The sequence below is a fragment of the Serratia sp. MMO-28 genome, from assembly GCF_037199905.1.
In the GTDB taxonomy this organism is placed as follows: Bacteria; Pseudomonadota; Gammaproteobacteria; order Enterobacterales; family Enterobacteriaceae; genus Chania; species Chania oryzae.
Genome location: NZ_JBBCVB010000003.1, coordinates 180,081 through 205,145, shown reverse-complemented (window position 1 = coordinate 205,145; position 25,065 = coordinate 180,081). Strand labels below are relative to the sequence as shown.

Here is a 25,065-nt window from a genome sequence, read left to right as displayed (position 1 = left end):
GGGGAGTTAGGCATGAAAATTTTGTTGGTCGACGACGATCTTGAACTGGGCACCATGCTGAGCGAATACCTGACTGCGGAAGGATTCAACGCGACCCTGGTGCTGACCGGCAGGGCTGGAGTCGAGGGGGCGTTGTCTGGTCATTATACCGCGATGATTCTCGACATAATGCTGCCAGACATGAGCGGCATTGAAGTATTGCGTGAGGTGCGTAGAAAGAGCCGCCTGCCGATCATCATGTTGACCGCCAAAGGCGACAATATCGATCGGGTGATCGGCCTGGAGATGGGGGCTGATGATTACGTACCCAAGCCGTGCTACCCGCGTGAACTGGTGGCACGCCTGCGTGCGGTGCTGCGCCGTTTTGAAGAACAACCGGAAGCGGTGGATAAAGATTCTGCCCTGGTGTTTGGCGAACTGATCCTCAACCCATCGACCCGCATCACGCAATGGCAAGGGCAGGCGTTTGACCTGACGGCCTCGGAATTCAATCTGCTGGAGCTGCTGTTGCGCTCGCCGGAGCGGGTGGTTTCCAAAGACGAGCTTTCGGAGAAAGGGCTGGGTCGCCCGCGTGAAGCCTACGATCGCAGCGTTGACGTTCATATCAGTAACATCCGCCAAAAGTTGGGTGCACTGACGGGTAACCTGCTGAGCATCGAAACGGTGCGCAGTATCGGTTACCGCATCAGGTGACACCTATGCGTGGAAGACTGTTCTGGAAAATCCTGCTCGGCTTTTGGTTGACGTTCATCATCATGACCCAGGCGCTGTGGGTCACCTTCACTTTTTATGGCAATCGCCATCAATCACCGGAAACCAGCATTGCCCGGCGTATGGTCAACCTGCAAATGACCTCTGCGGCCACCGTGCTGCAAAGCGGCGGTATGCCTGCGCTGAATGCCATGGTGGCTGATTGGTCACCTGACGAGCGCCGTTTCTTCAGCGTGATTCGGGCAGCGCAGCCACCCACAGAGGAACCCGTGGAAAATGCTGAGGCGGGGCGGCTGCCGCCAAAGGTGGTTAAATGGGTGATGGGGGCCGATAACCAGGGCTATGTGCTGAGTTATGACCTTGAAGGGCTGCGGGCAGAGTATCGCCCCTCCAAACGTTGGCGCTTTCTCAATATCCCCGATCCATTTCTGTGGGTGGGTGCTTTGGGCGGGCTGCTGTTTAGCGCCGTATTGGCCTGGAACCTGACGCGCCCGATGCGCCAACTGCGTGCCGGTTTTGAGCGGGTGGCATTGGGGGATTTGGCCGTGCGACTGTTTCCGGCAATGCGGCGACGACATGATGAGCTTTCCGAAGTGGCGCGCGATTTCGATACCATGGTGGAACGGCTGGAACTGCTGGTCAGTGCCCGCGAGCAACTGTTGCACGACGTTTCCCATGAGCTACGCTCGCCATTGGCCCGTTTACAGTTGGCGATCGGCCTGGGGCGGCAAAATCCTGATAACGTGGAAAACTCACTGCAGCGCATTGAGCATGAGGCAGGGCGCCTGGACAAAATGATCGGCGAACTGCTGACCCTGTCGCGTGCTGAAAGTAATTGTCTACCAGATGAAGAGTATTTTGATCTCTACGGATTAGTCGATGCGGTAGTGAACGACGCGCGCTACGAGGCGCAAATCCCCGGCGTGGAGATTGTGCTGCAGGCCAGTTCGGGCGTGGAGTATACGGTGAAAGGCAATGCGGAACTGATGCGCCGCGCGGTGGAAAATATCATTCGCAATGCGCTGCGTTTCTCTGGCCACGGGCAGCGGGTTATGGTGGAACTGACCTGTGTTGATCAACTGTTGCAGATTGAGGTCCGCGATCAGGGGCCTGGGGTAGAAGAGTCGAAGCTTTCCAGCATTTTTGATCCCTTTGTGCGGGTGAAGTCGGCGCTGTCTGGCAAAGGATATGGGCTGGGGCTGGCGATTGCCCGTAAAGTGGTGTTGGCGCACGGTGGGCAGGTAGAGGCGCATAATGGTGAACAGGGCGGGTTGGTGATTAGGCTGCGGGTGCCGCGCTGGGTTGCATAGGATCGGGCGCTACATGCCAGCGCCCGATCGTTGAAGGTTAGTTAAAGGTGACCAACATGTCGGTTGAGGCATCAACAGGGCCTAGAGGTAAAGTTGCTCCACCAGAGCACAAGCGCCAGGTGATTTGGTTATTGGTGACTTTGGTGGCCTCGACGCTGCTGATACTCCCCACTTTGAGCTGGGTATTATCAAACGGAATGCCGGTGGTTAAGTTACAAGCACCGCTGCCCGTTACGCCGTTATCGATTTCACCCGTGATATAGCCACCGCCTTGGGTCAGCGCCAGCCGTGTCGGAGTTCCTTCATACTGACCGCTGGCAGCACGGAACTGAACGTTGATATTGGCGTTAATCTTGTCGGTATCTTGTGAACAGGCAACGGTGAGCGGATAGGATAAACGTGCCAGCTCGCTCCCAACTTGGGTATTACGTTGCACTCCGCCAAAGTTGATATTGGTGGTGGTGGCTATGGTGCACTCCAAGGTAGAGATACGCAGGGTGATAGCACTGGGTAAAATCTGTTGAGAACGATCTGCGCCAGCATGAGCTGCCTGAAAACTTGCGGCGTACATGGCTGGAATGATGATTTGCTGGCTGCTTTGTCTGCCATTAGCCACCATTACCCAAGTACCTGAGAGTTGAGCAGTTCGTAGGAAACCATTCCGATAAAAATAAGCTACGTCGTTCTGACGTGGAGGTAAACACCACTGTCTGGAGGTAAAGAGAGTACTCGTCGTTGGATTCGTGATGACAAACCCTGAACTGGTTCTCCCTTCCGTGCGGGGTAATCCTATCGTACCGGTTAGCGTTTCCTGTGTGTTGGAAGGGGTAAGAGGATAGGTCGCGCTTATGGTCGCCCTAGGGATCAGCCCAACCCCTATAGCGATCGGTAATGCCATATAACCCCCAATTTCTTCAAGTTTAGAAGTATCCATGCAGACGTTTGGGCTATCGGATATCGCGGCTATCCCATAAATATTGAACAACCTAGTATCAGCGATACTTCCTGACAAATTTGCACTAAAGGGGTATCCCTCCCAAACAATACCGCTTCCTTTGCCGATAGTGATGATATCGACCGCTTTGGACGAAGGGACGGACACCAGCAATAAAGTGAATATGGTCAGTAGACGCGCAATACCACTGTTTGGCCGGTTTTGATGAGTCGATGAGGGTATATGCATGCTTTTCATTGTCTCTCTCTTTCTGTTTTCACGCTCTGTGGCGATGCTCACTGCTTTTGAGATTGTCATGATGTGTTTATTTCCCCTGACAGACGATGGTCAACACGCGTACCGGGTTGTTGACGGAGGGGGCAGCGACTTTTGCCAGGTTGAAAGCGGCCAGGCATTGCTGGTCTGCCTCTTTGCCCCAGGTCACCTTCAGCTTCCCTTGTTCCGATAATCCGCTCAGGTATACCTGGCCTGCTTCACCGACAATCCCGGTATTCGGCTCCTGTGCGGTCTTGTTCTCTATGGTGACCAGTGCTCCAAATGGTACCGGAGTGTTGTTTGCCTGCAGCAGGGTCATCAACACCTGATAGCCTACGTGTGTGGCAAAGTTGGCCATCACCACAGCCCCTTTGGTTGGGTACACATTCAGGCTTGACTGGTTAACATCCACATCGTCCGGCAAGGTAGCCGGGTTTAAGCTGACGTTGTTAAGCTGATAGTTCGACAGGTAAGGCACTACTGCATAGCCACGGTTGTCTGTCTGAATGTTGCCGTTCATCACGCTGGTCCCCTTGGCCCCTGGTGCACTGACAATGGCTAGCGAATTGCCCAGCATCTGGCTCAGGGTTACTCCTTGCGGATGGACTACGATCCCGCCGTTACCGCTCATGTTCAACGAGCGGTTCTGCCGGCTGTAGCTATAGCCCATACTGGCTGATCCTTTGCTGCCTTGATAACCGGCGTTCAGCGTGCTGTTGTTACTGTTTTGCCCATTTGACCAGCCCTGCATTGCGCTATAGGAGATACGGCTATCGAGCGCGCTGCCATTAATCCCGGTCTGCTGCTGGACCTGCCCATGATTGTCGTGTGTCATCTGGTAACTGGCATAGGCGTTACGCGCGGCAGGTGATGCGGTGAACATATTCAATGGCACCTGCATGTTCAGTGATAACTGCCGGTTCTCTGGCCAACTGCCATCCCCCTTCAGCCGGTCAATGCTGTAGGCCAGGCCGTAACTCACACCGCGGTAGCTGCCGTTGTAACCCGCTGATACCGTGTTCATCACCTTGTTGTTGCCCCAGAAATCGTTGCGAGAAGCGGACAGATACAGTGAGCCCCATGAATCCAGTTGCTGGCTGAGTCGCACCTGGAAATTGGAACGCTGACGCTCCAGAGCCCACGGCACTTGCCCATCACTGAGTTGGAAGCCCAGGTTGTTGAAGTCAGAGAAACTGTAATAGTTGCGCGTTGAATAGCGATAGGCGGTCAGGTCCACCGCTGTACCGGTGCTCAGCATGCTTTTGGAATAACGCAGGCGGTAAGAATACCCTTGCTGATGAGCGTCTTGCCCAGGCAATTTGGTGCTGGAGGCCGTGATGTCTGCTGACAATGCGCCAAAGTTGCCCAGGGAGAAGCCGCTACCCGCTACGGCAGAGACATAGTCTTTGGCTAAGAGGGTACCGCCATACAGGGTGATATCATGGGGCAGGCCGTAAATGGCGGTGGCCAGCACAAAGTTCGCCTGCTGCGAGTCGACGGTGATGCCCCCGTTGTAGCGGCCTGCCGTCACTTCATACTTCAGGCTGCCTTGTCGCCGCATCACCGGGAGCGATGAGAAGGCCAGCGTCTGGGTGCGGACGGTGCCATCGGATTCGTTAATGGTGAGGAGCAAGTCACCCGCTTGGCCGGTCTGGAACAGGTCATTGATACGGAATGGCCCTGGAGCCACATAGGTTTGATAGACGACGTTACCGTTCTGGCTCACCGTGACGCGTGCGTTGGTTTGGGCAATGCCGCTGATGATCGGCGCAAAGCCACGCAGGCTAGTGGGCAGCATGTCGTCACTGGAATTAAGCTTGACCCCACGAAACGGGATGCTGTCAAACACGTCGCTTTCGGTGCTGTTTTCCCCTAACAGAATCTCTGACCGCCAGGGTTGGATATCGCGTTGCAGGTAAGTGTTGCTAAACTGCGTGCTCTGGGTAGTCAGAGCAGCCATATCGTTCGAATTATTGGTGTTGCGTGAATAGGTCATGTTGCTGCGCAGGCGCCAGGCTTGCCAGTTAGCGCCACCTTGCACGTTGGCAAACAGGTTTGTTTGGGTGTTACTGCCCATACCAGGTTGTTCCCCCTGCCAGTTGCGCCCGCCATTCAGGTTATAGTTGAACAGCAATGCGGGTACGCCGTGATCCCATAAGGCGGGATCGACAGCCCCTTGTGCATTGGGCTGCATTGCCACCTGCGGGATGCTGATATCCAGACGAAGCTGGGCAAAATCGAACTGGATTTTTGATTCTGGAATAAGGGTGGCAAGATTCTTGACCGGCGCTTCCGGTGCTAGCCCAGCAAAGGTTGGTAAAACCTTTGTATTCACGCCAAGCTTGTTAAGGAAAGCGGGTGTGAGTTCCGGCTTAATATCGCCATTGGCATCGGCCTTGAATATCAAGGTGTGCTGCCCTTGGTCTATCTGGTTCATAAACAGGGAGACGGTGTAGGTACCTGGCGGTGTTTTTCCTGAGGTTTCAAAGGTGCTCAGATCCACTGTGGCGGCGTCTGTTCCACTGAGAGAAAGCAGCCCTGGATCAAAATAGTCTCGAGCTACAGCAGGCGTACCGCTTACCAGTAAGGTAGCTCCTGCCAGCACAGGCAATAGCGTGAAATCAGTATGTCGTGTTGTCATTATTATCGCGTCCATAACGAAAGCTAAAGTGTCACTTTTCCATGCATTACTTCAGAAAAGGCCTACAGGGGGCGCAGCTCAATGGGAGTATCCCAGCCGTCTTCATCAATCAGTTGCCATGTCACGTTGCCAGAGGCATCGTTTGGCAAGAGGTAGCGTTGTTGGCCTTTGGGGGGAACCATCAGGCGCAACTGTGCTTTGTCCAGTGCAGTTTTTCCCACCGTTAAGCGTGAAAAGGTCAGCCAATAGGGTGTCGGGTTTTCTGCAATCAACTGGTTGCCGTCACGGCGGAACTTCAGCTTGGGGGCCATGTCGGCAACAGCGCGCTTAACCAGCCCTTCCGGGCGGTAAAACACCTTCATATTGCTGGTGACCGTCAATACCATCTGTTTCTCTTCCGCACGCTGTTCCGGCGCCACTTGAGCGGGGATTGCCTTCATCGAGATAAAAAAGACCGACTCACGATCGGCCGGTAACGGTTCGCCGTTACGCCGAATACGCAGTGTCAATTCGCTGTTGGCTTCTAAGCGGGAAAGCGGTGGGGTGACAATAAATGGCATGGCCGGATGTTTTCCCTCAGCTGCATTGCCGGTTACCGGGTCAACAGGTTGTATCCGGGACTGCATCAAATAGGGACTTGAGGCTGTATTATTGGCCGTCAGGGTGATCCCTCGCTTGTCGCTCTCAAGGTAAATGACGCGCAATACCTGAAAGGAAATGCCTTTTGGGGCAGCAGGGTTTGTCTGTGCATGAACTGTGCTGGCATAGGCCGTTAGCAGGCAAAAGATCCAGCCGACAGAACGCCAGCGAAATAAAGAGCTCATTACGGTGTTTCCTGTGTAGATGCGACTGTTTCTTGGCATAGGGGGGATAACCCGCCGTAATCAGTGACAGTCTGCCATTCGGCCTTGGTGATGCGTTGTTGCGCTGGATAGTTCTGCCCACTCATGGGCGCCAGTATGGATGACTGAGCATCCAGATTGACCGGGGCCATGTTGAGCTTTAGATTCCCCAACGTCTGAAAATAAGGGGTCGGATTATCGACGCGTACCCCGTTAGCTGTGTGGCTAAAACGCAGATTACAGAGAGCTTTGCCTGGCGGCATTTTCAGGCCCGCCGGGCGATAAAACAGCTTGATAATAAAACGCACCCCCATTGATAGCTGAGTCTGAGGGATGCTGTTATCGGTCTGAGCGGGTATTGCTAATACCGCAAGATAAAAGAGTGACTCTCGATCAGTTGGTAGAGCAGTGCCCTGCGGGATAATACGCAGCAGCTGACGGCTATCAGGTTTGAGCGTGAAAAGCGGCGGTGTCACCACAAAAGGTGCAGGGGTAATATCGTCAGGCGCTTGCTGTACCCGGCTTTGAATCAGGTAGCTCAGATTACCGGTATTTTTCACCGCTAAAGTCTGCGCTTTATCTGAGGACAAAAAGATTACACGCGTTTGGCTCAGGCTGACCCCACCGCCAGCAGTGGTCTGTGCTGCCAGAGCCTGCTCTGATATCAGCAGGCAAAGACTGACAGCCGCTATTGCACGATAGGTCGATATCAGCAACATATCAGCCTCAGCGATAGGCCAGGTTAAACAGAATGCGGGCTGTCAATGTCCCAGCGCTTAATGAGCCACTGGTGCATGCCAGGCTGCCGCAGGTGAGCACGGCGTAAAACCTGATACTCTGATCGGATGGGTTAGCCCCCATTGCAGCCAATGGAATGTTATCGCCATCTTTGATTTCAGTGTCACTGTAGCTGGGCGAAACGTCCGTTTTTACCAACATGACGCCTACACCAGAAGCTATGGAGTCACTGCTGCGGAACAGCCAACGACTGTCGCGAGTGATGCCGTCACCGCTGACGTTAACAACCGGAGTGAGGCTGGCGTCGGTCCCGCTGCAATCCTGAACGATGAGCGTAAAGGGCTGTGCTGCCTGCAGGGTTGAAGGAGTTAACTGCGACAGGTGAACCGAATCGAGTACCAGCGTGCTTTTATCCAGGCTGAAGGTGCATGTTCCTGGGTTGAGCATGGCAGAGAAATTGAGCGTCACCGCTTGAGTAGGCACACTTACCAGGCCCGTTAATGCCAACAGCATCAACAAAAAAGATTTTTTACGGTAGGTTATAGCTGAACGCATTGATTCCCCCTTCGTCGTTAATAGTTTCCCAATGAATGACTGAACCCTGCGCGATTGTTGTTGGATAAATATGGCTGCTGAATGGCGCAATCATTAACGCTGCTGGTGTATCGAGTTTGATTGCTTGTTTTCCTACGCGCAGGCTGGCAAAGCTGACAAAATAGGGAGAATTGTTTTTAAGCTGGAGCCCTTCTTTAACCTTTGAAAATTGCAGGCTTTGTTGTGCAGCCATGGATGATGAAGGCAGATTGGCTGGGCGATAGAACATTTTTATGATATTACCGACCCCAAATTGGGCATTGCCATGCACCCCAGACTGCTGGTTAGGGGATAGGGGCGCGCTACTGGCTGGAATAGCACTGGCATGAAAATAAAATACCGATTCACGATCTCGCGGTAATATCGATTTTTGCTCCAAAATACGTATTTGGTTGACGCTGTTGGGTTCCAGCCTAAATAGCGGTGGTCTTGTCAGAAAAGGGGCGGGTTGGCTTCCGTCTTGGGAACCGCTTATTTTAGCCTGCACCAGATACGGTTGTGCTGTCATGGTATTGCGCACTGTCACGCTGATACTCTCAGCTCCCTGAGGATAAATCAGACGGGTGGCATTGATACCAAAACCACCTGTTTGAGCTATAGCAAGCAGGGGAAGCCAAGCAAGCAATAATGAGAGCAATGAGAAAATACGGGACATATAACAGTTCCTGAGCGCTAAAAAAGGGGGCAAATAATGCCCCCGGGATATAAATCAGTTGTAGGCAAAGCTGAACAGAACTGGTGCGTTGACAGCACCGATGTTTACACCAGTGGTTGTCGTTGCTGCTAAACCAGCCTGCAGGCTCAGAGTCTTACCGTTGAAGTCAGTTTGTGCTGGAGTTGCGCCAGCAGTAGCAACTAACAGTTTGTCTCCGCTCTTGATATAAGTTCCTGCTGGAGCAGAGGCCAGGCGCAGCATTACACCTGTATTGGTGCCAGTGCTGTTAAAGATATTCGGGTTACCACCCAGAGTTTGACCACTCACTACCAGGTTAGCCGTGTCGCCACCCAGCAATGGAGTCTGGCAGTTGTTGACACCTACGGTGAATGATTTCTGGCTTGCTACAACCGGAGTTGCCACAGCAGTAAAGTCGGCTGGCGTATGGTTACCCAGGTCCAGGTTGTTGGTGGACAGGCTAACGTCACAGGTGGCTGCTACTACAGTACCAGTAACAGTGAGCTGGGCGTTGGAAGCAGCCTGAGCATTACCAGCGGCAGCCAACAGCAACAGAGCAACTGGGGTCATAGTTGATAGGATCTTGCGCATCATATTTCCTTATATATAGAGATAATAATATTCCGGATACCCGGAGAGGTTACGTGACATATATACGCCACAGACAGCATGAAAAACCTATTACACGAACTAATAAAGCAAACGAATAATATTGTACTCTGGCCGCGCGGAGTTAATGCGCTACATATATTAAATGTGCCTTTAATTACTCATCTTAATTAATGTGAGGGCCGTTGTATTTATAGGCGCTCTTTTTAGATGGTAAGTACACGAATGTTCATTACGCTATCTAAGTGATAACGTTTAGAAATAATGTGGCTGCTTGAATAACAGCTCAGTAACTGCTATTCCAATTAGCGGGGGAGTGAAGTGGGTGTCTTTTTCCATGTTATTGATGCTCATTATTTCCTCCTGAAATAAATAAGTTTTTTATTCTCAACGGCTACATATTCTGATATGTCGAAAATATCACTTAAAAACATCTAACCAACAGGTTATTTGATGTTGAGCACTATAGGACATGTCTTGGTATATTGGAAGATGATATTTTGTTTCATGATATGCATAAATATCATTTCCTCTGGAATGGTTAAAAATTCAGAATGATTTTATTGAGTTAAATTATATAAAAACATTATTTTAGTACAAATATCAACCAGTGAGGAGGTAATTGATTAATACTTATACTGTATAAGACTTGAGGAAATCTGAACTTTCAGCGCTTTAAGGCATGAGATCAGGCGGCCGAGAGATTGTTGCATGACAAAAGCTTCGTATTTTATCTAGGATTCTGTAGCAAGGAGCTGGCTCAGGGGGAGTTGTGAGCGTTTTCTCGGTGAATCTGGAGCATAACAGGAATTTGGGCTCTGGCAGTGGCATCGCCACGAGTGAGCAGAACTGAAAGAAAAATGCCAGTCAGGGTTAACCGACTGGCATGAGCTGGCTGATATCACCAACGGTAATTATTTCTTGATGCGGATGATCGGGGTTTCACCCACGATAACGCTGCCGGACAGTTTGATCAGCTCTTTGATCTCGTCCATGTTGGAGATCACAACCGGAGTCAGGGTCGACTTGGCTTTCTCTTCCAGCAGTGGCAGGTTGAACTCGATGATAACATCGCCTTTCTTAACGCGCTGGCCTTCTTCAGCGATGCGCTTGAAGCCTTCGCCTTTCAGCTCAACGGTATCGATACCGAAGTGGACAAACAGCTCAATACCGCTGTCAGATTCGATAGAGAACGCATGGTTGGTTTCGAAAATCTTGCCGATAGTGCCGTCAACCGGAGCAACCATCTTGTTGCCTGCAGGTTTGATAGCAATACCGTCACCAACGATCTTCTCGGCGAAAACAACGTCAGGCACATCTTCGATGTTGACGATTTCGCCAGAAAGTGGAGCGACAATCTCGATAGTGCCCGTGTCTTTCTTGTCATCAGAAACCAGAGATTTCAGTTTATCGAACAAACCCATGATCTTCTCCTAAGCATTAAATTGGGCGGCGTTCCAGTGTCGTGGAAGTTTAGCAGAGCGTCTTTTCTTCGATGAACTTATTCACACAATTCATCAAATCTTGCGCCGTTGGCTGAGCCAAGGCTTGCGCTGCCAACGCCTTCACATCTTCGAAGTTCGTATTACGAATAATTTTCTTGATGCGCGGGATTGAAATCGCACTCATGCTGAACTCATCCAGCCCCATGCCCAATAGCAACAGTGTAGCACGTTCATCGCCAGCCAGTTCACCGCACATACCGGTCCACTTGCCTTCCGCATGAGATGCATCAATAACCTGTTTGATCAGGCCAAGCACTGATGGGGACATCGGGTTATAGAGATGAGAAATCAGCTCATTACCGCGATCTACAGCCAGAGTATACTGGGTAAGATCGTTTGTCCCAATACTAAAGAAGTCGACTTCTTTCGCCAGATGGTGAGCGATCACTGCTGCAGCCGGTGTTTCCACCATTACGCCTACTTCGATCGTTTCATCAAACGCCTTGTTTTCTTCACGCAGTTGGGCTTTCAGCGTTTCCAGTTCACCTTTCAGATCGCGGACTTCTTCCACTGAAATAATCATCGGGAACATGATACGCAGTTTACCGAAGGCGGAAGCACGCAGGATGGCGCGCAGCTGGGCGTGCAGGATTTCCCGGCGGTCCATTGCGATACGGATCGCGCGCCAGCCAAGGAACGGGTTTTCTTCTTTCGGCAGGTTCATATACGGCAGATCTTTATCGCCGCCGATGTCCATGGTACGGACGATCACTGCCTGTGAGCCCATGGCTTCCGCAACGGCTTTATAAGCCTGGAACTGCTCGTCTTCAGTCGGCAGCGAGTCGCGGTCCATGAACAGGAATTCGGTACGGTACAGGCCAACACCTTCAGCGCCATTGCGCTCTGCACCGGCGACGTCGCGCACGGTACCGATATTGGCACAAACTTCAACCTGGTGGCCGTCGAGCGTGATGGCAGGCAGGTCTTTCAGTTTAACCAGTTCGTTTTTCTCGCTGATATACTGATTTTGTGCGGCTTTCAACTGCTCGATGACGTCGGCTGTCGGATTAACGTAAATCTGGTTGTTAACGGCGTCTAGAATCAGATAATCGTCGTTTTTCACCCGCTTGGTCACGTCGCTGGTGCCTACGATAGCGGGCAATTCCAGTGAACGGGCCATGATGGAGGTGTGGGAAGTGCGGCCACCCAGATCGGTGATGAAGCCCAGCACTTTGTCCAGATTCAGCTGTGCAGTTTCTGACGGGGTCAGATCGGCCGCAACCAGGATCACTTCGTCCTGGATCGAGCTTAGATCGACAATCGCCATGCCCAGAATATTGCGCAGCAGACGTTTACCGATGTCACGCACGTCAGCCGCACGTTCTTTCAGGTATTCATCATCCAGCTCTTCCAGCGCTTTCGCCTGTCCTTCAATCACGGTATAAGCGGCTGCATCAGCGGACGCCAGATCGTCTTTGATGAGGGCTATGATTTCCTGCTCAAGCTCTTCGTCTTCCAGCAGCATGATGTGGCCTTCGAAGATAGCTTCCTTCTCTTCGCCGAAGGTTTCGCCAGCTTTGGTCTTGATCGCTTCTAACTGCTCGGATGCCTTAGCTCGGCCTGCCAGAAAACGCGAGACTTCCTGCTCTACGAGGTCTGCAGAGATTTTCTTCCGGTTGATGACAATCTCATCTTCTTTCAGTAGGAGAGCCTTACCAAAAGCGATACCCGGTGATACTAAAATGCCTGAAATCATAACCCTACCTTACTCTTGACTGGTGTTAACTAAAAAGACGGGCCGATTACTCAAGCTCTGCCATCAGTTTTACCAAGTGCTCAACGGCTTTCTGCTCGTCTTCACCAACAGCTTCGATGGTTACTACGGTCCCTTGGGTCAGGCCCAGAGTTTGCAGTTTAAACAGGCTCTTGGCACTTGCGCTTTTGCCGTTGGAGGTGACGGTAATGTCAGAGACGAAGCCTTTGGCTTCTTTAACGAATTGAGCGGCAGGGCGAGTGTGCAGACCATTCGGAGCGGTAATAGTAACTTCTTGCTGGAACATTGATGTTTCCCCAACTTATTTAGATTAGTGTTGTGGAGCTAAAGTTTAGCCTAACGGCGCGACTTTAGCCTGTCTGGTTAGTGCCTGACTATGGTACAGGGGCGAGCGTTGATGCAACACAAAACGACGCTTTAGTCATGCCAGATCAAAAAAAGACTGGCTTTTGATGCCATTTCAATCAACTCCCCATTATGCCGTGTTTTGCGCCTTGGCGACACACAAGTAAATCGATTCAGCTCAAACAATAGGCGGAAGATGATTAATTTCGCGTACCGAAATAATTGTCCGGTTAAATACTAAAGCCAGAGGCTAAAATCAATCTTTGATGGGTATAAACTTTGATCCAGTCCACAAAAAAGCACCCCGGGAGGTGCTTTTTTAGCTTTTTGTGCACTGCTTGCGTTATTGCTGCAGTTCTTGTTCTGTGAACAAATCTGCAAACAATGCGGTGCTCAAATAGCGTTCACCTGAGGAAGGCAGAATAACCACAATTGTTTTATCGGTAAAGGCTGGGTTTTGCGAAAGTTTGACCGCGGCCGCAACTGCCGCACCAGAAGAGATTCCTGCCAGAATTCCCTCTTCTTCCATCAGGCGGCGCGCCATGCTGATGGCTTCGTCGTTGGTGATCTGCTCAACGCGATCGACCAGGCCAAGATCCAGGTTACCAGGGATAAAACCGGCACCGATGCCCTGAATTTTGTGCGGGCCTGGCTTAATCTCAAGGCCTGCCAACGCTTGGCTGATGACCGGTGAATCAGTAGGTTCAACCGCTACGGTAGTAATGGCTTTGCCTTTGGTATTTTTGATGAAACGGCTAACGCCAGTCAGTGTCCCACCGGTACCCACGCCCGCGATAAACACATCCACTTCGCCATCGGTATCTGCCCAGATTTCCGGGCCGGTGGTTTTTTCATGGATTTCCGGGTTGGCAGGGTTGCTGAATTGCTGCAGCAGGATGTAGCGATCGGGATCGGTCGCCACAATCTCTTCGGCTTTGGCAATCGCACCTTTCATGCCTTTTGCACCTTCGGTCAGCACCAGGTTAGCCCCCAGCGCTTTCAGTAATTTGCGGCGTTCAATGCTCATGGTTTCCGGCATGGTCAGCGTCAGCTTATAGCCACGTGCTGCCGCCACGAAGGCCAAGGCAATACCGGTGTTACCGCTGGTGGGTTCTACCAGTTCTTTACCGGCGCGGAGAATGCCGCGTTTTTCGGCGTCCCAAATCATATTGGCACCGATACGGCATTTGACGCTGAAGCTTGGGTTGCGAGATTCAACCTTGGCGAGAATGCGTCCATTACCGATACGGTTCAGACGAACCAGCGGCGTATGGCCGATTGTTAATGAGTTGTCTTCATATATCTTGCTCATAGCCCGTCCTTTAACTCTATGAAAATGTAGGGAACATAGAAAGCATACGCTAACGGCCCCGGCAGGGAAGTAAAGAATTGGTATATCTATATGTTATTAGAGAATAAGTTTTATGCCCAATTACTAGGGCGCTAAAGGCGCCCTGGGTTTAAGTGCGATCATCAATAACGAGCAAACTGTGAGCGATAACGGTCCACCCACATCGCGGTGGCACCGCACACAGCAACCGGCAAGATCACCAGATTCAGAATTGGGATCATGGTGAACAGGCTGACCAGCGCTCCGAACTGCAGATTGTCGGTTTTATGCTGGCGCAGCGCACGGCGCATATCGGCAAAGCTGACTTTATGGTTATCAAACGGATAATCGCAGTATTGAACCGCCAGCATCCAGGCGCTGAACAGGAACCACAGCACCGGTGCCAGCGTCTGGCCGATACCGGGCACGAAATAAAGCACCAATAGCAGCAGCGCGCGCGGCAGGTAATACATCAGTTTGCGCCATTCGCGCGCCATGATGCGGGGAAGATCTTTCACGATCCCGAAGATGCCGGTATCCGGCAGCGGTTTTCCGGTCAGGCTGCCTTCAAGCTGTTCGGCCAGCAATCCGCAAAACGGGGCGGCGATCAGGTTGGTGAGCGTACTGAACAGGTAACTGAATACCAATAGAACGGAAATAACCGCTAACGGCCAGAGCAAATAGCTTAACCATTGTAGCCAATCAGGCACATGGCTCATCATGCTGGGGATCCAAGCGCCCAGTTGGCTGAACAGCCACCAGAAGGCGGATCCCATCAGCAGTACGTTAACCAGCAACGGTAAGACCACATAGCGTTTAATCCCTGGGCGCGAAATCAGGCGCCATCCTTCAGCAAAATAATGCATGCCGCTGGTGGGTTTTGAAGCAGGTTGCGTATAGGACATATCTTAAGTTTATCTCTTTGTCAGAACAGGCATCTCTATCATATCGGTATGGTTTTCTACTGGCTAGGGTGCTGCTGGCTGAAAAAACAGCAAAAAAGTGCAGTATAATCATCTTTATTGGCATAAAGTTCAGCACGCACTTGCACTTGTGCGTGCAGGCAAATAGAGTTAAAGAGTGAATGTTTGCCGTGGTGGCAATGTATTGGAACAACAGAGATAGCAATGATGCAGGATTTGCGTCTGATATTAATCGTTGTTGGCGCGATCGCCATAATAGCGTTGTTATTGCATGGTCTTTGGACCAGCCGTAAAGAACGCTCGTCGATTTTTCGCGATCGCCCAGCCAAACGTTCGAAGAAAGAACGTGAACCCACTCCATTTGACGAACCTGCTGAAGGTGTCGGAGAGGTGCGTATTCGTGCCGCTCATCCTCAGGATGAACCGTCATTGGGTCATTTCGATGCTGCACGCGAAGAGCCAGCGGTTGCGCCGAAGCCCGCCTCACGGCCTGTTCCGCCGGTTGCTCATCAGCCTGCACCGCTTTCACAGCGGCCGGACTATGATGACATCCTGCTGGATAACTACGCACAGGATGACGAAGACGACGAACCGCAGCAACCCGCGCCGCGCCGTGAGCCGCGTGTTGACGATTTGCCACCAACGCCTGCGCCGCAACCTGAATTCCGCCATGCTGAACCCGCGCAGCAACCGCAGCCGGAAGCGAAACCGGTACCGGCAGAACCGCTCGAACCGGCAAAACTGAAAGAAACCGTTCTGGTGCTGCACGTTGCGGCGCATCAAAGTGGCGTGATTGGCGGCGAAATTTTGCTGCAGAGCGTGCTGCAGGCGGGCTTCCAATTTGGTGAAATGGGGATCTTCCATCGCCATATCAGCCCTGCAGGCAGCGGCCCGGTGCTGTTCAGCTTGGCCAACATGGTCAAGCCAGGATCGTTTGATCCTGAGATGATGTCTGATTTTTCTACGCCGGGTGTATCCATGTTTATGATGGTGCCGTCTTATGGCGACGCTAATCAGAACTTCAAGCTGATGCTGCAATCGGCCCAGCGCATTGCCGACGATGTAGGCGGGGTGGTGCTGGATGACGAGCGCCGTATGATGACGCCGCAGAAGCTGGAAACCTACAAAGCGCGCATCCGCGAAGTGTTGGACAACAAGCACGCTTGACCGGAAAGCAACCGCACTGAACAGTCTGTCATTTCTAGCCCCCGCCAGCCGGGGGCTTTTCATCTTTTGATGGTGAGCCATGGAATCGATCAACCAAAAAATCAATCAACTGCGAGCCTCACTGCGCCATCACGAATATCAGTATCACGTGCTTGATGCGCCGGAGATCCCGGATGCGGAATACGATCGTCTGATGCAGGAATTGCGTGCTTTGGAACAGGCGCATCCAGAGCTGATTACCGCTGATTCACCGACCCAGCGCGTCGGCGCTGCGCCTTTGGCGGCGTTTGAGCAGGTGCATCATGAAGTGCCGATGCTCTCGTTGGACAACGTCTTTGATGAAGAGGGCTACCTGGCGTTTTACAAGCGCGTACAGGATCGCCTGAAAAGCAGCGAGCCGCTGACGTTCTGCTGTGAACTCAAGCTGGATGGTCTGGCGGTCAGCCTGTTGTACGAAAACGGTGAACTGGTGCGCGCAGCCACCCGTGGCGACGGTACCACCGGGGAGAATATCACTTCCAATGTGCGCACGATTCGCGCCATTCCGCTGCGCCTGACTGGGGATAACATTCCTTCCCGGCTGGAGGTGCGTGGTGAAGTCTTTATGCCGCAGGCCGGTTTTGAGCAGATGAACGAAGAAGCCCGGCGTAAAGACGGCAAAATATTTGCCAACCCGCGTAATGCGGCGGCGGGTTCTATACGCCAGCTTGATCCGCGCATCACGGCTAAACGTCCGCTGACCTTCTTTTGCTACGGCGTCGGCCTGCTGGAAGGGGGCGAGCTGCCGCGCAGCCATTGGCAACGCCTGATGCAGTTTAAAGCCTGGGGCCTGCCGGTGAGCGATCGTGTCAGATGCTGCACCGGCAGCGACGAAGTGCTGGCATTTTATCGTCAGGTTGAACAAGACCGCACCCAGCTTGGTTTCGATATCGACGGCGTAGTGGTGAAGATTGACGATATCGATCTGCAGGAAACCCTGGGTTTTGTGGCGCGTGCGCCGCGCTGGGCAACTGCGTTCAAGTTCCCGGCGCAGGAGCAGATCACCATCGTACGTGAAGTCGAGTTCCAGGTGGGGCGTACCGGTGCGATCACCCCGGTTGCCCGCTTGGAGCCGGTGCAGGTTGCCGGGGTGATTGTCAGCAACGCGACGTTGCATAATGCCGATGAGATCGACCGCCTCGGCCTGCGCATTGGTGACACGGTCATTGTGCGCCGGGCCGGGGATGTTATCCCGCAGGTGGTGGGGGTGATGGAAGAGCGCCGCCCGCAGGATGCGCGCGAGGTGGTGTTCCCGCAGCACTGCCCGGTTTGTGGCTCTGACGTCGAGCGAGTGGAAGGCGAAGCGGTGGCACGTTGCACCGGTGGCTTGATCTGCGGTGCTCAGCGCAAAGAGGCGTTGAAGCACTTTGTCTCGCGCCGCGCGCTGGACGTCGACGGCATGGGGGAAAAAATCATCGAGCAACTGGTGGACAAAGAGTATGTCCATAACCCTGCGGATCTGTTCCGCCTTTCCGCCGGCATTCTGACCGGGCTGGATCGCATGGGGCCGAAGTCGGCGCAGAATCTGGTTAACGCGCTGGAAACCGCCAAACAAACCACGTTTGCCCGTTTCTTGTATGCGCTGGGTATCCGTGAAGTCGGTGAAGCGACGGCGGCGAATCTGGCGGCCCATTTCGGTTCGCTGGAGAAACTGCGATCGGCCGATCTGGACGCGCTGAAAGAAGTGCAAGATGTTGGGGAAGTGGTCGCCAAGCACCTGGTGAATTTCTTTGCTGAAGCCCATAACCAGCAGGTGATCGAAGAGTTGGTCAGCCCGGAAGTCGGCATCAGCTGGCCGGCACCGATCGTGGTGGTGGCAGAAGAGATCGACAGCCCGTTTGCCGGTAAAACCGTGGTCCTGACCGGTTCACTCAGCCAGCTTTCTCGTGATGAAGCTAAAGATCGCCTGACTGCATTAGGAGCCAAGGTGAGCGGCAGCGTTTCCAAGAAGACCGATCTGGTGATTGCCGGTGAAGCAGCAGGTTCCAAGCTGGTCAAGGCGCAGGAACTGGGGATTACGGTGATCGACGAAGCGGAAATGATCCGCCTGTTAGGTGCCTGATGGAAAAAGAGAACCTGCTTGAGATTGCCAACACGGTGATGCCTTTTGGTAAATACCAGGGCCGAGTGCTGATCGACTTACCGGAAGAGTACCTGCTGTGGTTTGCCCGCAAAGGCGAATTCCCTAACGGCAAGCTGGGTATGCTGATGGAAATGACGTTGGCGATTAAAATTGAAGGGCTTGACCACCTGGTCAAGCCGCTCAAGAAAAGCTGAACCGGTGGGCGTATGCCCACCTGATTTATCCTTGCGAAGTTTCAGTGCTCAACATCGTCTGTTTTTCCTGCTGTTTTTGCTGATAACGCTTTGCCAGCACCGCGCAGGCCATCAGCTGGATCTGGTGGAAGATCATCAGTGGCAACACCATGATCCCCACGGTGGCCGCCGGGAACAGGATATTAGCCATCGGGATACCGTTAGCCAGGCTTTTCTTTGAACCACAAAATACGATGGTGATTTCATCGGGTTTGCTAAAGCCCAGCCAGCGCGCCATATAGGTATTCATGACCAGCACCAACGTCAGCAATACCAGGCTGACCACCACGATAAACACCAGTGATCCCACGCCCACCTGATGCCAGATACCGTGCGTCACGGCTTCGCCAAAGGCGGTATAAACCACCAGCAGAATCGAGGTCTGATCGGTTTTGCCAATCAGCTTACGATGGCGTTCGACCCATTTACCGATCAGCGGGCGGGAAAGATGCCCGGCAATAAATGGCACCAGCAGTTGCAGCACAATGGTGCCGACCTGCTGCAACCCGCCGGTATCGCCGTGCACGTTCATCAACAGGCCCACCAACAGCGGCGAAACAAAAATCCCCAACAGGCTGGAGGCCGAAGCGCTGCATACCGCTGCAGCCACGTTTCCCCCGGCCAGCGAGGTAAAAGCAATGGCCGATTGCACCGTAGCGGGCAGAATGCACAGATAAATAAAGCCGGTATACAGCTCAGGGCTGACGTTGACGGGCGACCACCATTGAAACAGCACCCCCAGCACCGGGAAGATGATGAACGTGCTGCACATCACCCACAGATGCAAACGCCAGTTATTGCTGCCCGCCAGGATGGCTTCGCGGGAAAGCTTGGCACCGTGCATAAAGAACAGCAGGGCGATGGCGGCCACGGTGAGCCCATGGAGCCAAGCGACGAACTCGCCGCGTGCAGGCAAAAATGAGGCCAGCAGCACGGTGGCAACCAGCGTCAGGGTAAAACGATCGGGAAGAAACTTCATGGTGACTGACTCAGAAGAGAAATCGATGCGGTGATTCTCGCGCGGCACGATATAATAATAAAATTGATTTATTTAATTCATTTATGAATAAAAAACATGAATTACTCTCTCAAGCAGCTCCGGGTTTTTGTCACCATCGCGCGCCATGGCAGCTTCAGCCGTGCCGGGGAGGTTTTGGGCCTGACGCAGTCGGCCGTCAGCCACAGTGTCAAAGAGCTGGAGGCCGAAGTGGGCGTGCGCCTGCTGGATCGCACAACTCGTGAAGTGGTGCTGACCGATGCTGGTTTGCGCTTGGCCAATCGCGTTGAACGCCTGCTGGACGAGTTACAGACTGCGCTGCTGGATGCACGCAGCTTTGGCGTGCAACGCAGCGGCACGGTGCGCGTGGCGTCCAGCCAGACCATTTCTGCTCATCTGATGCCGCAGTGTATCGCCGCTGGCGAGCAGCAGTATCCCGATATCCGTATTGTGCTGCGCGATCAGTCGCAGCAGCAGGTGTTGAAAAGCATCCGTAACGCCGAGGTGGATTTCGGCATTGTGGTTGACCCGATTCAGGCGGTGGATCTGGACTGCGAAGCGATCCTGTACGAGCCCTTTTTGCTGCTGTGCCGCAACGATCATCCGTTTGCCAGCCAACCTGAAGTGCCGTGGGCGGCGCTTAACGGTTGCCGGCTGGTGTTACAGGATTATGCTTCCGGTAGCCGACCATTGATCGACGGCGCTTTACGCCAGCAGGGGGTAGAGGCGCAGGTAGTGCAGGAAATCGGCCACCCGGCCACGCTGTTCCCGATGGTAACGGCGGGCATTGGTATCAGCATTTTTCCGGCCCTGGCGCTACCGCTGCCGGAAGGGGGGCAACTGAAGGTGCGGCGGCTGATGCCGGAGATTAACCGGGCGTTGATGCTGGTGCGGCGTAAAAACCGCTCGCTGACGCCAGCGGCAGAGGTGATATGGCAGGTCGTGCGCCAACAGGCGGAGCGGTTACAGCAGCAGCGCCAGCAACAGGCCGAGTATTGAGTCAGACTGAGGCAATATATTGATTGTCAAAACATCATAGATCCCATTGCTTAGAGAGATGACTACACTGGGTACAGACCTTGCAACTTTGCTGCCACCCATCGGCTTCAGGGGAAACTATGTATCAGGCAACGCTAGGCCAGCGCAGTTACCGTTTCAGTGATTTACGTCAGTTGATGGCAAAAGCCTCACCGCCTCGTTCCGGCGACTATTTAGCGGAGTTGGCCGCCGGCAGTGCAGAGGAGCGCGTAGCGGCACGCTTGGCCCTGGCAGACGTACCGCTGAAAACCTTCTTGCAGCAGATGTTGGTGCCCTATGAGCAGGATGAAGTCACCCGGCTGATCATCGATCATCATGATACCGTGGCGTTTATGCCGATTTCGCATCTGACGGTCGGTGATTTCCGCGACTGGTTGCTGAGCGAACAGGCGGATAGCGCGATGTTGGCGCAGGTGGCGGCGGGCATTATGCCGGAAATGGCGGCGGCGGTCAGTAAAATCATGCGCAATCAGGATCTGATTCTGGTGGCGAAAAAGTGCCGCGTCGTTACCCGCTTTCGCAACACCATTGGCCTGCCTGGCCATCTCAGCGTACGGCTGCAACCTAATCATCCCACCGACAGCCTGCAAGGGATTGCCGCCAGCATGCTCGATGGCTTGCTGTATGGCAGCGGTGATGCGGTAGTAGGCATCAATCCTGCCAGCGACAGCCTGCCTCTGCTGGAAAAGCTTAACTACCTGCTGGATGACGTGATCCAGCGCTTTGCCATTCCTACTCAATCCTGCGTGTTGACTCATGTGACCAATACGTTACGGCTGATCGAGCGCGGCGCGCCGGTGGATTTGGTGTTCCAGTCGATCGCCGGGACCGAAGCCGCCAACAGCGGTTTTGGCATCAACCTGGCGTTACTGGCCGAGGCTCAGCAGGCCGCGTTGAGCCTGCAGCGCGGCACCTTGGGTAATAACGTCATGTATTTCGAAACCGGGCAGGGCAGTTGCTTGTCGGCCAATGCGCATCACGGAGTCGATCAACAAACCTGCGAGGCGCGTGCCTACGCCGTGGCGCGGCACTTCTCGCTGCTGCTGATCAATACCGTTGTGGGGTTCATCGGGCCGGAATATCTCTATGACGGTAAGCAGATCATCCGCGCCGGGTTGGAGGATCACTTCTGCGGCAAGCTGCTTGGCCTGCCGCTCGGGTGCGACGTGTGCTACACCAATCATGCCGAAGCGGATCAGGACGATATGGATACGCTGCTCACCTTGTTAGCCACCGCTGGCCTGACCTTCCTGATTGGCGTGCCCGGTGCTGACGACATCATGCTCAATTATCAGAGCACGTCATTTCACGATGCGCTGTATATCCGCGAACTGCTGGGCCTGAAGCATGCGCCGGAATTTGCCGCCTGGCTGATACAGATGCAGATTACCGATCCGGCCGGGCGTTTGCGTGATACTGCGGCCAACCATCCGCTGTTGCTGGGATTACAAGGGGGTAACCGATGAGCAAACTGGTTCATACCAACGCTTGGGATGCGCTGCGGGCGTTTACCGATGCGCGTATCGCCCTGGGCCGCACCGGTGCCAGCCTGCCGACGCAGGAATTGCTGAAGTTTGGTTTGGCACATGCGCAGGCGCGTGATGCGGTGCATCAGCCTTTCGACAGCGAACGGTTAGCCGATAGTTTGCAGCATGAGGGGTGGCAAACGCTAACGGTGCGCAGTGCAGCGGCGGATCGCAGCACTTTTCTGCGCCGCCCGGATCTGGGCAGAAAGCTGTCGCTCGCCAGCCGTGAAGCGTTACAGAGCTTGGCGCTGAAACCTGCCGAACTGCTGCTGGTGGTTGGCGATGGCCTCTCATCGAAAGCGGTTCACCGCCAGGCGTTGCCATTATTACAGGCCTTGCGGCCTTATCTGGCCCGCCTGGATATCAGCGTCGCGCCAGTGGTGCTGGCGCATCAGGCGCGGGTTGCCTTAGGGGATGATATTGGGGAATGCCTGCAGGCGAAGGTCGTCGCGATACTCATCGGCGAGCGGCCAGGGTTGTCCTCACCGGACAGCCTCGGTGTTTACCTCACCTGGGGGCCACATACCGGCAGGCTGGAGTCGGAGCGTAACTGCATTTCTAATATTCGCCCGGAAGGATTGGATTATCCGCAGGCAGCGTTCAAACTGGCCTGGCTGTTGGAGCAGGCGTTTGAGCGGCGTCTGACCGGCATTGAGCTGAAAGACGAGAGCGATAATCCGGCGCTGCATGGGCGCATCGCGCCACTTTATTGCCAGCTTGGTGGCTGACCAATACTTTCATTGAGCAGATTGATAAAAGCGCTCAGCTTGGCCGAGATTCTGGCCACCGGGCGCAGCAGATAGATCCCCTGTTCTTCACCGCGCGGATCTGCCAGCAAAGGCAGCAAACGCCCAGCCTGAATATCCGGCCCTACCACCCAATTGGGCAAGAACGTAATGCCCAACCCGAGTCGCGCCGCTTGTTGCTGCGCCGAAAAATCATCGCAACGCAATACCATCTTGCATTGATTCATCAGGGGATCACTGAGGATCTGTGCCCAGCAGGTGGGCTGCTGTTTGTGATAGCGAGCGATCAACTGATGGTTGGGTAAATCCTGCAGGCCACTTGGGCTCCCATGGTGGGCGACGTAAGCCGGGCTGGCGCACATGATCCAGCGCTGTGTCGCGACGCGGCTGGCATACAGTGAACTGTCTTTCTGTTCACCGATCCGAATGGCGGCGTCCAGCAACTCTTGTTTCGGATCGGTCTGGCGCTCAGTGAGATCCAGTTCAACCATCAATCGCGGGAAGCGTTGTGTCAGCTCCGGCAACAGGGGCAGCAGATAGGTTTTGCCGAAGGTGGGCAAACAGCTGATACGCAGCACCCCCTGCGGGGTTTCGCTTTGTGCGGCCAGCTCTGCACGGATATCGATGATTTCCGCCAGCAGCAGCGAGGCGCGGTTTTTCAGCGTTTCACCAGCCTCGGTCAGTACCAGCCCACGCGTTGAGCGCACAAACAGCAGAACGCCAAGCTCACTTTCCAGCGTATCGATGTGCCGCACCAGTGAAGAAGGCACCATACCCAGCTTGCGTGCGGCGGCGGAGAAGCTGCCCAGTTGGGCCACTTCGAGAAAGATCGGTAGATGTTCGGCATAGCGAGCGTCATTCATCTTTGCATTATATGCAAAAGCATTGCTTATGAATATGCCGTTCTCTGCTGGCAACGATAAGGTTACTCTGCCACCAGGGTAAAGCACCGCAATTTTGCTGCATGATTGCTTTTAAAAAGAGAATAACGCCTGAATGTCGTGATTTTGAGATTGCCATATTGCTGGTGGGAAGTGGATTAATCTTCCGTGTTTATTCCCGATCACTGTGCCAGATTAACCGTTAATGCGATACGAACCCGGTAATAATCATTAGGTATTCTTCATTTTACTTAGCCCGGGTTGAGTTTAGCAGGTTGCTCAGTTTTTTGCCGTTGCTGGCCGAAGGTGCCCCGATGGGCACCTCAGCGGCGGCAAGTTTGCTCATGTCGTTGAGCATCGTCACGCGTAGCACCCGCTGTGCTGCGCGGGTGGAGGAGGTGGTAATGAATGAAAGTCACGGTTGTTGCTGTGTACAGCATTTGACGCAAGGCTTTGCCAGACAAGTGCTGGATTGCGGTCAGGGTGAAATCTATCAGACCTCATTGATGAGTGCCCTGCTTGATGGGGTTTACGAAGGTGATGTCACCATTGCCGAGTTGCTCAAGCACGGTAACTTTGGTCTTGGTACCTTCAATCATCTCGACGGTGAACTGATCGCCTTTGATCGAGAGGTTCATCAGTTGCGTGCCGATGGCAGCGCCCGTGCGGCCGGCCTGCAGCAAAAAACGCCGTTTGCGGTGGTCACTTTTTTCCAGCCCAGCGTGAGCCTGCAGATTGAAGAAACCATCAGCAAAGCAGAGCTGCATCAATGCATCGACCAGCGGATGGCTTCAGCCAACCTGTTCTGTGCGCTACGTGTGGATGGTCAGTTCAGCCAGGTGGAAACCCGCACCGTGCCGCGCCAGGAGCGGCCATACAAGCCGATGCTGGAGGCGATCGAAGCGCAGCCGACCTTTGCGTTTCATCAGCGCTGCGGCACGCTGGTGGGGTTCCGCTCGCCCGATTATATGCAGGGCATTGGCGTTGCGGGTTACCACGAACACTTTGTCACCGACGATCGCCGTGGTGGTGGCCATGTGCTGGACTATCAGCTTGAACATGGCCGCGTGCAGTTCGGCGTGATCGCTCGTCTCAATCTTCAATTACCGCATGATGCGGATTTCCTGCGTGCCGATCTCTGTCCAGAGGATTTGGATCGCGCCATTCGTTGTGCCGAAGGTTAATCGGCGTCGTTTTTTTCAGGAGGTGG

At 53.7% G+C, this 25,065-nt stretch carries 23 protein-coding genes; 9 read left to right on the top strand and 14 right to left on the bottom strand.

Features of this window, described 5'->3' with window-relative positions; translation table 11 throughout:
* The first annotated feature begins 12 nt into the window (after window positions 1–12).
* Together WG891_RS03965 and WG891_RS03960 are read left to right on the top strand one after the other, a co-directional pair.
* A complete protein-coding gene (locus WG891_RS03965) occupies window positions 13–693 on the top strand; it encodes a response regulator transcription factor (protein ID WP_337263491.1) in 681 nt (226 codons plus the stop codon).
* A 5-nt stretch (window positions 694–698) separates the two neighbouring features.
* Complete coding sequence (locus tag WG891_RS03960; protein ID WP_337263492.1) at window positions 699–2,021, top strand: ATP-binding protein; 1,323 nt, start codon at window positions 699–701, stop codon at window positions 2,019–2,021.
* 37 nt (window positions 2,022–2,058) lie between these two features.
* Here WG891_RS03960 and WG891_RS03955 read toward each other — a convergent pair whose 3' ends face one another.
* The 12 genes from WG891_RS03955 to cysZ form a co-directional block, all read right to left on the bottom strand.
* The gene (locus WG891_RS03955) at window positions 2,059–3,273 is read right to left on the bottom strand and encodes a hypothetical protein (protein WP_241679996.1); all 1,215 of its coding nucleotides are present in this window, start codon (window positions 3,271–3,273) and stop codon (window positions 2,059–2,061) included.
* Between the two features lie 7 nt (window positions 3,274–3,280).
* Window positions 3,281–5,872 (bottom strand): fimbria/pilus outer membrane usher protein, encoded by a 2,592-nt coding sequence (locus tag WG891_RS03950; protein WP_337263493.1) that lies wholly within the window; start codon window positions 5,870–5,872, stop codon window positions 3,281–3,283.
* Between the two features lie 62 nt (window positions 5,873–5,934).
* Complete coding sequence (locus WG891_RS03945) at window positions 5,935–6,696, bottom strand: fimbrial biogenesis chaperone (RefSeq protein WP_337263494.1); 762 nt, start codon at window positions 6,694–6,696, stop codon at window positions 5,935–5,937.
* The gene (locus WG891_RS03940; protein ID WP_337263495.1) at window positions 6,696–7,433 is read right to left on the bottom strand and encodes a fimbrial biogenesis chaperone; all 738 of its coding nucleotides are present in this window, start codon (window positions 7,431–7,433) and stop codon (window positions 6,696–6,698) included. The genes WG891_RS03945 and WG891_RS03940 overlap by 1 nt, the downstream gene beginning before the upstream one ends.
* 7 nt (window positions 7,434–7,440) lie before the next feature.
* Entirely contained in the window at window positions 7,441–8,007 is a 567-nt protein-coding gene (locus WG891_RS03935) for a fimbrial protein (RefSeq protein WP_337263496.1), read from the bottom strand.
* Window positions 7,982–8,701, bottom strand: a complete 720-nt coding sequence (locus WG891_RS03930) for a fimbrial biogenesis chaperone (RefSeq protein ID WP_076942900.1) — start codon at window positions 8,699–8,701, stop codon at window positions 7,982–7,984. The genes WG891_RS03935 and WG891_RS03930 overlap by 26 nt, the downstream gene beginning before the upstream one ends.
* 54 nt (window positions 8,702–8,755) lie before the next feature.
* Window positions 8,756–9,289: a fimbrial protein gene (locus tag WG891_RS03925; RefSeq protein WP_244157347.1), complete on the bottom strand. Its 534-nt coding sequence runs from the start codon at window positions 9,287–9,289 to the stop codon at window positions 8,756–8,758.
* 953 nt (window positions 9,290–10,242) lie between these two features.
* Window positions 10,243–10,752, bottom strand: coding sequence for a PTS glucose transporter subunit IIA (crr, locus tag WG891_RS03920; RefSeq protein ID WP_076942902.1), 510 nt, complete (start codon window positions 10,750–10,752; stop codon window positions 10,243–10,245).
* Window positions 10,753–10,801: 49 nt separating this feature from the next.
* Window positions 10,802–12,529, bottom strand: a complete 1,728-nt coding sequence (gene ptsI, locus WG891_RS03915) for a phosphoenolpyruvate-protein phosphotransferase PtsI (protein ID WP_337263497.1) — start codon at window positions 12,527–12,529, stop codon at window positions 10,802–10,804.
* 46 nt (window positions 12,530–12,575) lie between these two features.
* Entirely contained in the window at window positions 12,576–12,833 is a 258-nt protein-coding gene (gene ptsH, locus WG891_RS03910) for a phosphocarrier protein Hpr (RefSeq protein WP_024912576.1), read from the bottom strand.
* A gap of 402 nt (window positions 12,834–13,235) precedes the next feature.
* A complete protein-coding gene (cysK, locus tag WG891_RS03905) occupies window positions 13,236–14,204 on the bottom strand; it encodes a cysteine synthase A (protein ID WP_337263498.1) in 969 nt (322 codons plus the stop codon).
* A gap of 161 nt (window positions 14,205–14,365) precedes the next feature.
* Entirely contained in the window at window positions 14,366–15,127 is a 762-nt protein-coding gene (gene cysZ / locus WG891_RS03900; protein WP_337263499.1) for a sulfate transporter CysZ, read from the bottom strand.
* Between the two features lie 222 nt (window positions 15,128–15,349).
* Between cysZ and zipA the strand changes: the two genes are divergently transcribed.
* From zipA to WG891_RS03885, 3 genes are all read left to right on the top strand, one after another.
* Entirely contained in the window at window positions 15,350–16,312 is a 963-nt protein-coding gene (zipA, locus tag WG891_RS03895) for a cell division protein ZipA (RefSeq protein ID WP_337263500.1), read from the top strand.
* Between the two features lie 79 nt (window positions 16,313–16,391).
* Window positions 16,392–18,413 carry an NAD-dependent DNA ligase LigA gene (ligA, locus tag WG891_RS03890; RefSeq protein WP_337263501.1) on the top strand — a complete coding sequence of 674 codons (2,022 nt, stop codon included), beginning with the start codon at window positions 16,392–16,394 and terminating at the stop codon, window positions 18,411–18,413.
* Complete coding sequence (locus WG891_RS03885) at window positions 18,413–18,628, top strand: DUF3820 family protein (protein ID WP_020827985.1); 216 nt, start codon at window positions 18,413–18,415, stop codon at window positions 18,626–18,628. The genes ligA and WG891_RS03885 overlap by 1 nt, the downstream gene beginning before the upstream one ends.
* Window positions 18,629–18,653: 25 nt before the next feature.
* Here the strand turns inward: WG891_RS03885 and WG891_RS03880 are convergent, their stop codons facing one another.
* Window positions 18,654–19,646, bottom strand: a complete 993-nt coding sequence (locus WG891_RS03880; RefSeq protein ID WP_337263502.1) for a bile acid:sodium symporter family protein — start codon at window positions 19,644–19,646, stop codon at window positions 18,654–18,656.
* Between the two features lie 96 nt (window positions 19,647–19,742).
* On the opposite strand from WG891_RS03880, the gene WG891_RS03875 reads away from it, so the two are divergent.
* The 3 genes from WG891_RS03875 to eutC all read left to right on the top strand — a co-directional run bounded on the left by WG891_RS03875 (window position 19,743) and on the right by eutC (window position 22,956).
* Window positions 19,743–20,663: a LysR family transcriptional regulator gene (locus tag WG891_RS03875; RefSeq protein ID WP_337263503.1), complete on the top strand. Its 921-nt coding sequence runs from the start codon at window positions 19,743–19,745 to the stop codon at window positions 20,661–20,663.
* 119 nt (window positions 20,664–20,782) lie between these two features.
* Window positions 20,783–22,168: an ethanolamine ammonia-lyase subunit EutB gene (locus WG891_RS03870; RefSeq protein WP_337263504.1), complete on the top strand. Its 1,386-nt coding sequence runs from the start codon at window positions 20,783–20,785 to the stop codon at window positions 22,166–22,168.
* Window positions 22,165–22,956 (top strand): ethanolamine ammonia-lyase subunit EutC, encoded by a 792-nt coding sequence (eutC, locus tag WG891_RS03865; protein WP_337263505.1) that lies wholly within the window; start codon window positions 22,165–22,167, stop codon window positions 22,954–22,956. Before WG891_RS03870 ends, eutC begins: the two co-directional genes overlap by 4 nt.
* On the opposite strand, the gene WG891_RS03860 is transcribed toward eutC, so the two are convergent.
* Window positions 22,935–23,837, bottom strand: a complete 903-nt coding sequence (locus tag WG891_RS03860; RefSeq protein WP_337263506.1) for a LysR family transcriptional regulator — start codon at window positions 23,835–23,837, stop codon at window positions 22,935–22,937. The genes eutC and WG891_RS03860 overlap by 22 nt on opposite strands.
* 422 nt (window positions 23,838–24,259) lie before the next feature.
* Between WG891_RS03860 and budA the strand changes: the two genes are divergently transcribed.
* Window positions 24,260–25,039 (top strand): acetolactate decarboxylase, encoded by a 780-nt coding sequence (gene budA / locus WG891_RS03855; protein ID WP_337263514.1) that lies wholly within the window; start codon window positions 24,260–24,262, stop codon window positions 25,037–25,039.
* Window positions 25,040–25,065: the final 26 nt, after the last annotated feature.